The following is a 12115-nucleotide window of genomic DNA, read 5'->3' on the forward strand; positions in this document are numbered from 1 at the left end:
CGCGGTCGAGGCGTCTGCTAGCCCCGCTGACTTGCGTGTTCGCCCGACTCCGGTGCGCAGTCGGCGAGTTGGGGAATCATCGAGATTTCCCGCGATGGTCCGTACCAATGCTGCCGGAACGACTCCCGAGGGCGCAGCTGCCCCGCCTGGTGCAGCGAGCGGGGCGCCCCCGTCCGGTCATTCGGTCGGCGGCAGCGCGAACAGGTCGCGGCCCTCGGCGAATTGGGGGAGCACAATGTCCTGCAGGGGCTCGGGGTCGCCCAGGACGATCTGCTGGATCTCGCCGGCGGGCGAGAGACCGTCGGGCCGGTCGAGGACGCGGCGTCCGGGCAGCGGCCCGCACCTGCCGGCCCCCGCGTCCCGCAGCCCGGGGGCGAGGACGCCGTCGCGCTCCAGCAGCACGTCCACCGCGTCCGTCACGTCCAGGACGTGACGGTGGGCGTCATCCTCCGTCGCGCCCGGGTACAGCTCGCGGAACGCCGCCCGGGCCGCGGCCAGGAAGCGCTCCGGATCGACGACCACGACGTCGCGGCGGGTCCGGACGCTGATCGTCATCCCGGCGACGGGCGGCCGCGGTTCCTCCTCGTCGCAGCCCCCGGAGCAGCCGCCGGAGCTGCCCCCGACCTCCGCCGCGTCAGCCACTCGTGAGCCGCCACTGCTGCGCTGCCAGACCGTCGGTGCACGCCGTCATGGTGACGGGGCTGCCCGAACCGTTTCCGGTCAGGCACCGCGCCCCGCCGTTCTCGGCGAGCGTGTACGTGCCAGCGGCGCTCGCGGGCCGGACGACCCAGGCGCTCAGGGGGTTCCACCCGGAATTCAGCGCGACGGTGGCGGTCGAACCGGGGCCCATCCCGTCCATGTTCTGGACGAGCAGGGGGCCGCTCTTGTTGCAGGCGTTGTAGTTGGTGTAGTTGCCCGCTCCGAGCGTGGCGATCCAGCCGTACGCCGAAGCTCCGCCCAGGACCGCCGGGTTGCCGGCCGACAGGTTGTCGTTCTGCAGCCCGAGCGGGAGGCCGTACCGCACGTTGACGATGGTCACCCAGTCGCTCCCGCCGCACCCGGCCGGCCTGGGATTGGTCGGCGTCGAGGCCGATCCGCCACCGGCGGGCGCACCACCGCCGGACGGCGAGCCACCGCCACCGCCCGCCGCCGCGCCGCCCGCCGCGCCACCTGGCTGGGGCTGGGGCTGAGGATTGCCGTTGTTGGCGGGCTGGTTGCCCGTGCCGCCCGCACCGCCACCGCCGCCGCCCGACGGATTCGACTGGCCACCCGACGCGCCGCCACCCGACGCGCTGCCACCGGACGCACCGCCACCGGACGCGCTGCCGGTACCCCGGCCACCACCGGACCCAGCCGCGTTGCCGCCCGCACCGGCGCCTGCGCCGTTGCCGCCGCTGCCGCCGCTGCCGGGCGCCGGAACGGGCGCCTGCGGCTGATTCGCCGGGTTCGGCGGCTGGTTGGGGGCGGCGGACGTACCCGGGGTGTCGGCCGGAGGCGGGGTGGCCGTCGTGGCCGCCGCGGACGGGGTCGGCGTGGTGTCCGTCCCCGTCGTGCCGGGGGCGCCCGGCGTCGCCGGGGCCGTCGCGACGGTCGGCTGCGCGCCGGGCGGCGTGTGGGCGTCCGCGCCGCCGGGGCCGCGGTCGACGAGCAGGACGGTCGCCGTGCCCATCGAGATGACGACCGGGATGATGACGGGCACCAGCATCGCGCGCCGCGACCGGCGCCGCCCCGGCTCGGTGGCTTGCTGCGGGCCCACCTTCGCCACCTCGTTCGGCGCTCCCCCGCCGGTACCGCCGCTTTCGTTCCCCGGCCGGCCGTTCTTGCCTTCGGCACCCGCCGGGCCCGCCTCGGCCTCCTCATCGGCGGCGGCGGCCGCAGCGGCTGCGGCAGCGGCGGCCCGGGCGCGCGCCACCACCTCCTCCGGGACGACGTCCGCGCCCGGGGCGCCGATCGCCGACCGGGCCGCGGCGGCCATCGCGGCCGCATCGGCGTAGCGGTCCTCGGGCTTCTTCGCGAGCGCCCTCGTCACGAGCAGGCGCACCGCGGGCGGGAACGCGGCGGGCAGCTCCGGCGCGGGCTCGCGCACGTGCTTGAGCGCCACCTCCAGCACGCTCTCGCCCTCGAACGGCGGCCGCCCGGTGAGGAGTTCGTAGCCGACCACGCCGATCGAGTACAGGTCGGAGGCCGGCGCGACCCCGCCCTTGCCCTCGGCCTGCTCGGGCGCCATGTAGAGCGCGGTGCCGATGATCGCGTGCGAGGCGGTGATCTTGGTACTGGCGACCGCGCGGGCGATGCCGAAGTCCGTGATCGTGACGTGGCCGTCGGCGCGCACCATCAGGTTCGACGGCTTGATGTCGCGGTGGACGATGCCCTGGCGGTGGGCCGCCTGCAGGGCGTCCAGCGCGGACGCGAGCAGGGCGAAGGCGCGCTCGGGGGACATCGGGCCGTCGGCGGCGAGGACCTGGTCGAGCGGGCGGCCCTCGATCAGCTCCATGACGATGTAGGCGCAGCGCTCGCCGTCGTCCCCGTCGTCGGCGGCGGCCCCGCCGGTGGCGGCTCCTTCGCCCTCCGGGCCGTCCGCACGGCCGGTGCCGCCGGAGGCGCCGCGGCCGCCCGAACCGCTCTCGCCGTAGTCGTACACGTCGACGATCCCGGGATGGTCGATCGCGGCCACCATCTGCGCCTCGCGCCGGAAGCGCCGGACGAACGTGCCGTCCTCGAACAACGCCGAGTGCAGGATCTTGACGGCGACCTGGCGCGCCAGCACGCCGTCCTCGGCCCGCCAGACGGTGCCCATGCCCCCGCCGCCGATCCGCTCGGTGAGCGTGTAGCGCCCGCCGAGCACGGTCCCCCGTCCCGTCATCCCCTGCCCCCAGATGTCATGACCCTCCCCAGCGGGCCTTCGGGCACACAGTGTGCCAGAGGGTGCCGCGGCGCCATCACCCGCCGTACGAGCAGGTTTCCTCCGATGACAAGGGCGTTTCGCACACGCTCGGCATACCGGGGCACACGGGTTGCACCGGGAGCCACCGGGAGCCACCGGGCGTACCGGGGCGCACGCGGCGCAGCGGTCACGCCCGGCGCACCGGGCCCCTCGGTGAACCGCGTGTGCCCGCCGTCCCGGACGCGGCCGGCGCCTCCCCGGGCGCGCCACCTGAGGAACCCGTCGCCTCAGGCGCGCGCCGACTGCCGGGCGTGCTCCGCGACTTCCAGCACGGCTGCCGTCACGGCCCCGGGGTCGTCGGCGTGGATGACGTGGCCGGCGCCGCGCACGACGATGTGGGTGCCGCGGGTCGCGCGCTCGGCGATGCGCGACTGCAGGATCGTCCAGCGGGTGCGCAGGACCGCCGGCAGGCCCTCGGTCGCGCTGAGGACGGCCAGCGGCACGTCGGTCGTGCGCGCGGCGGAGCGGCGGCGCCGGATCTCGGACACGGCGAGCGTCATCAGCCGGTTCTCGGCGACGGCGGTGCGCCACTGGTGGCGGCCCGGGCGGACGGCCCCGGCGCCGGGAGCGACGGCCGACCGGAGCAGTCCGATCCGTACCATCGCGGCCTCGGCGGCGCGGACGGCCGGCGCGTGGAACTCCTCGTGCACCGGATCCACCAGGACCAGGCCTCCGACGAGCTCTGGCCGCTGCCAGCCGACGAGTTGGGCGAGCAGGCCGCCCCAGCCCTGTCCGGCCAGCACGCATGGGCCGTCGCCGAGGTGTTCCACCAGGGCGACCAGGTCGGCGAGTTGGGTCTCCAGGGTGAGGCCCGCGTCGAAGTCGCTCGCACCGAGCCCGGCCCGGTCGTACGCCACGACCCGCCCGAACCGGGCGAGTTCGGGCAGTACGGGCGCCCACGTGAGCGCCGGCGCGCCGCTGTCGGCCACCAGGACGACGGTCGGCCCTCCCTGGCCCGCCTCGACCCAGCGCAGCACCCGGCCGCCGAGGTCCAGTTCGCCCCGGCGGACCCCGCCAGGGACCCGCTCCGACAGGGCCGCCATCGCCGGCGGCACCGCCGCGCCGCCACCGCGCCGCGGGCGCGAGGCCGTCCGGGCGCGCGCAGCCGCCCCCACAGTCATTTCGTGCACAGTCCGGTTCCCCCCTGGAACTCTGGAACATGGTTCGTCGTGATTCGTGATGAATCGCCGCCACAGTTCTCCGTCACGGCTCTCCGTCACAGCTCGCCGTCACGGCCGGCCGTCACGGACAGCGGTCAACGGACCCCCGTCACGGATCGCCGTGACGCGCCGCCCGCCCGATCGGACCGGCCGGCGACCGGCCTGCAGTGCCGGATGCGCGGGTCGGTCCTCACCGCTCGGCGGCGCCGGGCGCCTCCCCGGCCGCCCGTACGAACGGCGGCCCCGGTGGCCCGGACGACATGTGCCGCCGGACCCGACCTTGACCGCCCGGGCACACCGTAACCCGAACACTTCGTGTCCGTCGCGTGAGTAATGCGCAAAGATAAGATGTGAACGACCCGGAACGGACATCCGTGACAAACAGCCGTAGGCTCCCGGCATGCACAGCAGCCTGACCGACTACGCGCGGTGCCTCTACGGCGACGAGTACCGGCCCGAACCGGTCGCACCCGGCCCCTGCACCGAACCGGACCACGACGAGGGCTACTTCGTCGAGTCGCTGACGTTCGCGGACGCCGACACGATCCTGGCCATGCTGCGCGAGCTCTGCCCGTACCTCTGCGACGGTTACCTGCCGGTGCGGATCCGCAACCTCGCCTACCGCCTGGTGCTCCTCCAGCGCCCGGACGAGCCGGAGCTGATGCGCGAGGCGGCCATGAGCCTGGTCCTGCACGGGCCGGACTGGGACGACATCGCGGCCGAACTGCGGCGGCGCGCCGACGCACTGGAGGAGAGCGCCGACGCGCCGGGGCCCGGAACCGCCGCCGCTGCCGCTGCGCCGGACGAGCGCAGCTGACGGCCCGGGCGAGAGCCGGGCGAAGGTCCTATCGGGACCAGGCGCTGCCAGATGGCGTCGGACGGTGCCAGGCAGGATCAGACGGTGCCAGGAGGCGGCGTCAGGCGGCGTCAGGCAGGAAGCGTGCGCTTCAGCAGCTTGAGCAGCGCCGTCCAGTGCCGGGCGTCGGCGGCCTCGTCGTAGCGCGTGGTGTCGGCCTGCGTGTAGCCGTGCAGGGCGCCCCGGTACACCTCGGCGCGGAAGCGGACGCCGGCCTCGGCGAGCGCCTCGGCGAGGCGGGCGATCTGCTCGGGCGGCAGCGACGGGTCGTCGTCGGCGTGGCCGAAGTACAGCTCGGCGGTGATCAGGTGGGCGCCGAGGTGCGGGCTGTCCGGCGTCTCGCGCGCGAGGTTCCCGCCGTGGAAACCGGCCGCGGCGGCGACCCGGTCCGGGTGGGTGGCGGCCATGCGCAGCGCGTGCACCGCGCCCCGGCAGTAGCCGGTCAGCCCGACGGGGCCGTCCTTGACGAGCGGGGACTCGTCCAGCCAGGCCAGGTAGGCGTCGGCGTCGCGCCGGTTCACCTCGGGGGTGAGGGTGTTGAGCAGCGGGACGATCTTGTCGAAGAGGGCCGGGTCGTTGTCCGGGTCGATGACCTCGGCGTAGTCGATGACCGGCGCGCGCCCGTGCCGGTAGTAGGCGTTGGGGACGAGGACGGCGTACCCGGCCTCGGCGAGCCGGTCGGCCAGGGCCATCAGGTGGGGCCGGAGTCCGAAGGCGTCCATGTGGACGATGACGGCCGGGTGGGCCAGTGCGTCGTCGGGGTGGACGAAGTAGGCGTCGGCGACGCCGTCCGCCGTCGGGATCTCCACGGTGGTGCCGCGCACGGTCATGTGCTCGCTCTCTGTTCTGCCTGCCGGTCCGGTTGTCGCACCGGTTGTACCGTCTCTCGACGTCGGGCGGCAGGGTAGCCCGTGGGCCGGGGTTTGGCCCGCGAGTTATGCGCCTGCCCGGCCACCGGCTCCGCTTCGGCCGTCCGGGCCGAGGGTCACGGGCGGCGCACCACAGGTCGCGGATGGCGGGTCGCGCGGACGGGAACGACCGTACGACCGGGGCACGTTGAGACCGTCATGGGGATGATCGTGGGAACGGCGGCGGTGGTGGCCGCGATCGTGGGACTGCTGCTGCTCGCGGCGCTGCAGATCCGGGACGAGGCGTCGCCCCGGCGCGGCTCGAAGTCCGGTGCCGGGGGCGCTGCCGGGAGTGGGAGTGGCAGCGGGTTCGGCCTGGGCGGCGGCGTGATGGAGGAACTGCACGCGCTCTTCAGCTCCGGCAAGCAGGTGCAGATCGAGCAGCGCCGGGAGCAATTGGTGCTGCGCGACGACGAGCACGCCGGAGCGCCGCCGAACTTCGGCGTGGACCTGGAGGCGGGCGTGGCGGTACTCCCGGCCACGCCGACGCCTCCGGACGGGGACCGGCCGGCCGGTCAGGCGCCCCAGGTGCGGGAGCAGAGCACGAGCCGGTAGCCGTCCGGGTCGGATATCGTCACGCCGTGCGCGTCCCAGTAGGGGTTGTTGGACGTGACCCGGGTGCCGCCGGCGGCCTCCAGCCGGGCGACGAGTTCGTCGTCCACGGGCGCGCCGAGGTAGACGACGAACAGGTCGTCGACGGTCGGGGCCGGTTCCAGCGGGTGTTCCGGGTCGTGGGTGAGCTCGAAGTGCCAGCCTCCGCCCGGCGGGCCGACCATCAGCAGGTCGTGTTCGCCGGGGACGCGCTCGGTGGTGCGCCAGAGCACGTCGAGGCCGAGGCCGCCGACGTAGAAGCGCTCGGCCGCCGCGAGGTCCCGGGAAGGGCGGGCGATCCGCACCCGCGTCGTCGCATCGATGATCATGCGGGTGAACCTAGCAGCTGGCACTGACAGCCCGTCCGAGCACCGATCGGGGCACCGATCGGGGCACCAAGTCGCCCCGGGCCGCGGGCGCCGGGCCACGGACCGTCAGAGCCGTGACACCCGCTCCTCGTCGGAGGTGCGCGGACAGGTCAGGCAGGCGAGCGCGTCCGGCGCGACGGCGTAGTAGAGGCAGCAGCCGAGTCGCGTCCGGGTCGGGTGGCACTGGCCGTCGGCGGTGCGCAGACGGCGGAAGTCGGCCGCGCCGGGGAGCGGGAGCGTGCCGCCGGGCAGGACGGCCCCGGCGGCGGCGACCGCCGCGTCCTCCTCGTCGAGCATCCTGCCGAGGTACCAGATCGCGGAGGCCAGGTCGTCCGTGACCATCCCCCACAGCGCGCGGTCCCGTCGGCGGGTGGGCCCGACGAAGGCGGCGACCAGCGGTTCGGCGTGGGCGACGACGGCGGCGCGCAGCTCGGCCCGCAGCTCGTCCTCGCCGAGCGGACCGTCGGGACGGCCGACGTGGCCGCGCGGGCGCAGCGCGAGGTCCCCGGTGGGGGCGTGCAACCAGAGGTCAGCGGGGTCGACGGCCGGGACGCGCCGGGCGAGGTGCCAGGGGCCGGCGATGAGCAGGCAGGCGGACCACACGTAGTGGTGCAGCAGACGTGACGCGGTGACGTGCGGCCGGGCGGCGCGGCCGTGGCGGTCGGCGGTGCGGGCCTCCTCGCCGGCCAGCGCAGCGGCCAGGGCCGACTCGTCGCAGGCCAGTTGGGCGCCGGAGTACCAGCCGTCGGCCGCGGACGGGTCGGGGTCGGCCGGACCGAGTACGCGCAGGACGAGCGCGGGGCAGAGGTCGCGCAGGCGCCGGTAGTCCGCGAACAGCGCGGACGCGGGCGCCGCCGGCGGAACGGGCGGCGTCGGCAGCACAGGCGACACGGGCGACGCGAGCGGCATCGCCTCCGCGGGCGCGGCCGCGGGCATGGGTGGTCCGGGGATCATCGAAACTCCCGAGCTCTGCTTCCCGAGATGGGATAAGGTGAGGCTCACCTTACAGACTTTCAAACCGCCCGTGACACACCCGCCCGAGCGGCGCCCCGCCTCACTCCACCGCACCCGCACGGCACCCGGCGCGCGGCATGTCCGATTTGTCAACGGTTGACGAACTTAGGCAAAGCTAACCTAAGATGTCGACCCGTGTTGAGAACCGATCCGCCGGCTTCCGCGGCCCCCGCGACGCCCCGGCGCCCTGCGCTCCGGCAGCCCCTGCTGCTGGCCGCGGGCCTGTGCGCGCTCGTGCTGTGCGCCGCGCTGAGCCTCGCGCTCGGCTCGCGCTCCATCCCGCTGTCCACCGTGGCCGACGCCCTGACCGGCACGGCCCACGGCGGTGACGCCGACGTGGTGACGGGCCTTCGGGTCCCGCGCACCCTCATCGGGCTGGCGGTCGGGGCGGCGCTCGGCGTGGCCGGAGCCGTCGCCCAGGGCGTCACCCGCAACCCGCTGGCCTCGCCGGTCACCCTCGGCATCAACGCGGGCGCGAGCCTCGCCGTCGTCGCCGCGATCTACACCCTCGACCTCGCCCGGCCCGCCCAGTACGTCTGGTTCGCCTTGGCCGGCGCGGCCGTCGCCGCCGTCGCCGCGTACGCGATGTCCCGCCGCGGCGGCGACCTCGACCCGGTCCGGCTCGCGCTCGGCGGCACGGTGCTCACCGTCGTGCTCACCTCGTGGACCTCGGCGCTGATGCTGGCCAGTCACCGCACGCTCGACGAGGCCCGGTTCTGGCTGGCCGGCTCGATCGCCGGACGGCAGCTGGACACCCTCACCCCCGTCCTGCCCTTCCTCGCGGTCGGCCTGCTCGGCGCGTTCGCGATCTCCCCCGCGCTCAACGCGCTGGCCCTCGGCGACGAGGCGGCCCAGTCGCTCGGCGTGCCGGTGGCCCGGATCCGGGTCGCCGGCGGGCTCGCCGTCGTCCTGCTGGCGGGCGGCGCGGTCGCCGTCGCCGGACCGGTGGCGTTCATCGGACTGGCCGCCCCGCACCTCGTCCGCCCGCTCCTCGGCAACGACCACCGCTGGCTGCTGCCCGGCTGCCTGATCGCCGGTCCGCTGCTGCTGCTCGCCGCCGACGTGCTCGGGCGGCTCGTGGTCCGCCCGTCCGAAATCGAGGTCGGCATCGTCACCGCCTTCCTCGGCGCGCCGCTGCTCGCGGTGCTGGCACGGAAGGTGGCCCGGTGACCGCGATCGCCGCCGCCCCGACGGGCGCGCTCACCCGCCGCCGCGTCCGCACCGCCGCCTGGTCGGTGCTGGCCGCCGCCCTGCTCGTGCTCCTGACGGGCATCGCCCTCGGCACCGGGCAGGTCAGCATCTCCGCGTGGGACGCGCTGCGCGCCCTCGTCGGCCAGGGCACGCCCGGGGACGTCCTCGTCGTGCAGGAGTTCCGGGCGCCGCGCGTCGTGTCCGCGCTGATCGCGGGCGCCGGGCTGGCCATGGCCGGCTCGATGCTCCAGCGCCTCTTCCGCAACCCGCTGGCCTCCCCCGACACCATCGGCGTCACCGGCGGCGCCTCCTTCGGCGCGGTGCTCATGCTCGCCACCGGCGCCTCGCAGCAGCTGATCCCGCTCGCCGCGCTCGGCGGCGGACTGCTCGCCGCGCTCCTCCTCGGCGGCTTCGCGTGGCGCTCCAAGATGGCCGTGACCCGTCTGGTCCTGGTCGGCCTGGCGGTCCAGCAGGGCCTCGCCGCCGCCGTGAACCTGATGATCGTACGGTTCCCGGCCGAACTCGCCTCCTCCGCGATGCAGTGGACCACCGGCTCCCTCTACGGCCGCACCTGGACCGAGGTCTCGATCGGCGGCACCGCCATCGGACTCACCGCCGCCGCCGTCGTGCTCTGCCAGCGCCGCGTGGCCGTCCTCGACCTCGGCGACGACTCCGCCGGCGGCCTCGGACTCAACCCCGGCCGTGACCGGATGTGGCTGCTGCTGCTCACCATCACCCTCGCCTCGCTCGCCGCCGCCCTCACCGGGCCGGTCGCCTTCGTCGCCCTCGCCGTCCCGCACCTGGTCCGGCTGCTCGCCGGGCCGCCCACCCTCGGCACGCTCGGACTCACCGCCCTCACCGGCGCCGTCCTGCTGCTCGGCGCCGACCTCCTCGTGCTCCACGTGATCCCCGTCCACGGCCTGCCGGTCGGTGCCGTCACCGCCACCTTCGGCGCGCCCTGGCTCCTGGTGCTGATGATCCGCCAGGGCCGGCTTCCCCAGAGGAGCAGCTGATGACCGCCCCCGAGACGCCCCTCGCTGAGAAGACGGCCGTGGTGGAGACAGACGTGGTGGAGACAGACGTGGAGAAGACGGCCGTGGAGAGCACAGGCGCGGAGAAGACAAGCGTGGAGAGGACAGGCGTGGATGCGACCGCCGGCGGCACGAACCGCCTCGCCACCCACGGGCTCGGCCTGCGCTACGGCGACCGCGTGATCGTCGACGGGCTCGACCTCGAACTGCCCGGCGGCGCGGTCACCGCGATCGTCGGCCCCAACGCGTGCGGCAAGTCCACGCTGCTGCGCGGACTCGTCCGTCTCCTCGACCCGGCCGCCGGGACCGTCACCCTCGACGGCTCCGACATCCACCGGATGCCGTCCCGGGCCCTCGCCAAGCGGCTCGGCCTCCTGCCGCAGCAGCCGGTCACGCCCGAGGCGATCACCGTCGAGTCGCTGGTGCGGCTCGGCCGCTACCCGCACCAGCGGATGCTGAGCCCGTGGTCCAGGGCCGACCAGGCCGCCGTCGAGGACGCCCTCGCCCGCACCGGCACCGCCGAACTGCGCGACCAGCAGGTCGACCGGCTCAGCGGCGGGCAGCGCCAGCGCGCCTGGATCGCGCTCGCGCTCGCCCAGGACACCGACCTCCTGCTGCTCGACGAACCGACCACCTTCCTCGACCTGCGCCACCAGCTCGACGTCCTCGACCTCGTCGCCGACCTGCACGAGGAGGCCGGGCGGACCGTGGTCATGGTGCTGCACGACCTCGGGCAGGCCGCCCGGTACGCCGACCACCTCGTCGTCCTCAAGGACGGGCGGCTCGCGGCCGCCGGGGCACCGTCGGAGGTGCTGACGGCCGAGCTGGTGGAGGCCGTCTTCCAGGTGCCGTGCCGGGTGGTGCCCGACCCGGAGACGGGCACGCCGCTCATCGTGCCGCGGGCCCGGGAGCGCGCTCGTGCTCGTGCTCGTGCCTCGGCTGCGGTCTGACCTCCCTTTTCCTCTTCCTCTTCCTCCTCCCCTTCCGCTTCCTCTTCGTCCCCCGCTCTCCGCTCGACCCGATCCAAGGATTCCGATGAACCGCCGACTGCCCGCCGTCATCCTCACCGCCACGCTCTCCACCGCGCTGCTCGCCGCCTGCGGCAGCAACGGGGACGGCGCCACGGCGGGCGGCGACTCCGCCTCCTCGTCCGCCTCCGCCGGCACCGCCGCGGGCTTCCCGCGCAGCGTCAAGCACGCGGCCGGCACCGCCGAGATCAAGAGCCAGCCCAAGCGCGTCGTGGTCCTGGACAGCGGCGAGCTCGACGACGTCACCCTGCTCGGCATCACGCCGGTCGGCGCCGTCTCCCCGCACATGAAGACCGAGGGCGGCTTCCCGAACTACCTCAAGGACAAGATCAAGGACACCAAGGACGTCGGCCCGATGAACGAGCCGAACCTGGAGCTGATCGCCTCCCTCAAGCCCGACCTGATCCTGTCCTCCAAGGTCCGCCACGCCAAGGTCTACGACCAGCTGAACGCGATCGCGCCGACCGTCCTCGCCGAGACCACCGGCTTCCCGTGGAAGGAGAACCTCGCCCTCTACGCCCAGGCCCTCGGCAAGGAGGACGAGGCGAAGAAGGCGCTCGCCGACTACCAGGCGCGGGCCGCCAAGCTCGGCGAGGAGATCAAGGCGAAGAACGGCGGCACGATGCCGACCGCGTCCGTGGTCCGCTTCGTGGCCGGACCGACCCGCCTGTACGCGAAGGCCTCCTACAGCGGCGTCGTGCTCAAGGACGTCGGCCTGGCCCGCCCGGCCTCGCAGGACGTCGACAAGAACATCGTCGAGGTCAGCGCCGAGCAGATCAACCAGGCCGACGCGGACCTGGTGTTCGTCACGACGGCCGACGACCCGTCAAAGACCAAGGAGAGCGAGGTCCAGCAGACCCCGGTCTGGCAGGGCCTCAACGCCGTGAAGAACAACAAGGTGTTCACCGTCCCGGACGAGACCTGGATGTCCGGCATCGGCGTCCAGGCCGCCGACGCCATGCTCGTCGACATCGCCAAGGCCGCGGGCGTCGAGGCCCCGAAGTAGCCGACGGCGGCCGGCCCC

General features: G+C 74.7%; 12 protein-coding genes. 6 read left to right on the forward strand and 6 right to left on the reverse strand.

Annotated elements, in window-relative coordinates; translation table 11 throughout:
- Positions 1 to 177 precede the first annotated feature (177 nt).
- The 3 genes from ACFV4F_RS00620 to ACFV4F_RS00630 form a co-directional block, all read right to left on the reverse strand.
- Complete coding sequence (locus ACFV4F_RS00620) at positions 178 to 642, reverse strand: hypothetical protein (protein ID WP_380499890.1); 465 nt, start codon at positions 640 to 642, stop codon at positions 178 to 180.
- Positions 635 to 2863 carry a serine/threonine protein kinase gene (locus tag ACFV4F_RS00625; protein WP_380499891.1) on the reverse strand — a complete coding sequence of 743 codons (2229 nt, stop codon included), beginning with the start codon at positions 2861 to 2863 and terminating at the stop codon, positions 635 to 637. Before ACFV4F_RS00625 ends, ACFV4F_RS00620 begins: the two co-directional genes overlap by 8 nt.
- A 308-nt stretch (positions 2864 to 3171) precedes the next feature.
- On the reverse strand, positions 3172 to 4065 hold the full coding sequence (locus ACFV4F_RS00630; RefSeq protein ID WP_380499999.1) for an alpha/beta fold hydrolase: 894 nt from the start codon (positions 4063 to 4065) through the stop codon (positions 3172 to 3174).
- A 439-nt stretch (positions 4066 to 4504) separates the two neighbouring features.
- Between ACFV4F_RS00630 and ACFV4F_RS00635 the strand changes: the two genes are divergently transcribed.
- On the forward strand, positions 4505 to 4921 hold the full coding sequence (locus ACFV4F_RS00635) for a hypothetical protein (protein ID WP_380499892.1): 417 nt from the start codon (positions 4505 to 4507) through the stop codon (positions 4919 to 4921).
- 110 nt (positions 4922 to 5031) lie between these two features.
- Here ACFV4F_RS00635 and ACFV4F_RS00640 read toward each other — a convergent pair whose 3' ends face one another.
- Positions 5032 to 5790, reverse strand: coding sequence for a dienelactone hydrolase family protein (locus ACFV4F_RS00640; protein WP_380499893.1), 759 nt, complete (start codon positions 5788 to 5790; stop codon positions 5032 to 5034).
- 243 nt (positions 5791 to 6033) lie between these two features.
- Between ACFV4F_RS00640 and ACFV4F_RS00645 the strand changes: the two genes are divergently transcribed.
- Positions 6034 to 6423, forward strand: coding sequence for a DUF6191 domain-containing protein (locus ACFV4F_RS00645; protein WP_380499894.1), 390 nt, complete (start codon positions 6034 to 6036; stop codon positions 6421 to 6423).
- On the opposite strand, the gene ACFV4F_RS00650 is transcribed toward ACFV4F_RS00645, so the two are convergent.
- The gene (locus ACFV4F_RS00650) at positions 6384 to 6788 is read right to left on the reverse strand and encodes a VOC family protein (RefSeq protein ID WP_380499895.1); all 405 of its coding nucleotides are present in this window, start codon (positions 6786 to 6788) and stop codon (positions 6384 to 6386) included. The genes ACFV4F_RS00645 and ACFV4F_RS00650 overlap by 40 nt on opposite strands.
- Positions 6789 to 6893: 105 nt before the next feature.
- Complete coding sequence (locus ACFV4F_RS00655) at positions 6894 to 7781, reverse strand: iron-sulfur protein (protein WP_380499896.1); 888 nt, start codon at positions 7779 to 7781, stop codon at positions 6894 to 6896.
- A 264-nt stretch (positions 7782 to 8045) separates the two neighbouring features.
- On the opposite strand from ACFV4F_RS00655, the gene ACFV4F_RS00660 reads away from it, so the two are divergent.
- From ACFV4F_RS00660 to ACFV4F_RS00675, 4 genes are all read left to right on the forward strand, one after another.
- Positions 8046 to 9011, forward strand: coding sequence for a FecCD family ABC transporter permease (locus tag ACFV4F_RS00660; RefSeq protein WP_380437345.1), 966 nt, complete (start codon positions 8046 to 8048; stop codon positions 9009 to 9011).
- A complete protein-coding gene (locus tag ACFV4F_RS00665) occupies positions 9008 to 10045 on the forward strand; it encodes a FecCD family ABC transporter permease (RefSeq protein WP_380499898.1) in 1038 nt (345 codons plus the stop codon). Before ACFV4F_RS00660 ends, ACFV4F_RS00665 begins: the two co-directional genes overlap by 4 nt.
- On the forward strand, positions 10045 to 11013 hold the full coding sequence (locus tag ACFV4F_RS00670) for an ABC transporter ATP-binding protein (protein ID WP_380499899.1): 969 nt from the start codon (positions 10045 to 10047) through the stop codon (positions 11011 to 11013). The genes ACFV4F_RS00665 and ACFV4F_RS00670 overlap by 1 nt, the downstream gene beginning before the upstream one ends.
- Before the next feature lie 85 nt (positions 11014 to 11098).
- The gene (locus ACFV4F_RS00675) at positions 11099 to 12097 is read left to right on the forward strand and encodes an ABC transporter substrate-binding protein (protein ID WP_380499900.1); all 999 of its coding nucleotides are present in this window, start codon (positions 11099 to 11101) and stop codon (positions 12095 to 12097) included.
- The last annotated feature ends 18 nt before the right edge of the window (positions 12098 to 12115 follow it).

Origin of the sequence: Kitasatospora sp. NPDC059722 (assembly GCF_042733235.1) — a bacterium.
Lineage (GTDB): Bacteria > Actinomycetota > Actinomycetes > Streptomycetales > Streptomycetaceae > Kitasatospora.

What these genes read in the sequence shown, in the direction of transcription:
- ACFV4F_RS00625 (WP_380499891.1), bottom strand. Translation starts at nt 2,863, where the DNA reads ATGACGGGACGGGGGACCGTGCTCGGCGGGCGCTACACGCTCACCGAG.
- ACFV4F_RS00630 (WP_380499999.1), bottom strand. Translation starts at nt 4,065, where the DNA reads ATGACTGTGGGGGCGGCTGCGCGCGCCCGGACGGCCTCGCGCCCGCGG.
- ACFV4F_RS00635 (WP_380499892.1), top strand. Translation starts at nt 4,505, where the DNA reads ATGCACAGCAGCCTGACCGACTACGCGCGGTGCCTCTACGGCGACGAG.
- ACFV4F_RS00640 (WP_380499893.1), bottom strand. Translation starts at nt 5,790, where the DNA reads ATGACCGTGCGCGGCACCACCGTGGAGATCCCGACGGCGGACGGCGTC.
- ACFV4F_RS00645 (WP_380499894.1), top strand. Translation starts at nt 6,034, where the DNA reads ATGATCGTGGGAACGGCGGCGGTGGTGGCCGCGATCGTGGGACTGCTG.
- ACFV4F_RS00650 (WP_380499895.1), bottom strand. Translation starts at nt 6,788, where the DNA reads ATGATCATCGATGCGACGACGCGGGTGCGGATCGCCCGCCCTTCCCGG.
- ACFV4F_RS00655 (WP_380499896.1), bottom strand. Translation starts at nt 7,781, where the DNA reads ATGATCCCCGGACCACCCATGCCCGCGGCCGCGCCCGCGGAGGCGATG.
- ACFV4F_RS00670 (WP_380499899.1), top strand. Translation starts at nt 10,045, where the DNA reads ATGACCGCCCCCGAGACGCCCCTCGCTGAGAAGACGGCCGTGGTGGAG.
- ACFV4F_RS00675 (WP_380499900.1), top strand. Translation starts at nt 11,099, where the DNA reads ATGAACCGCCGACTGCCCGCCGTCATCCTCACCGCCACGCTCTCCACC.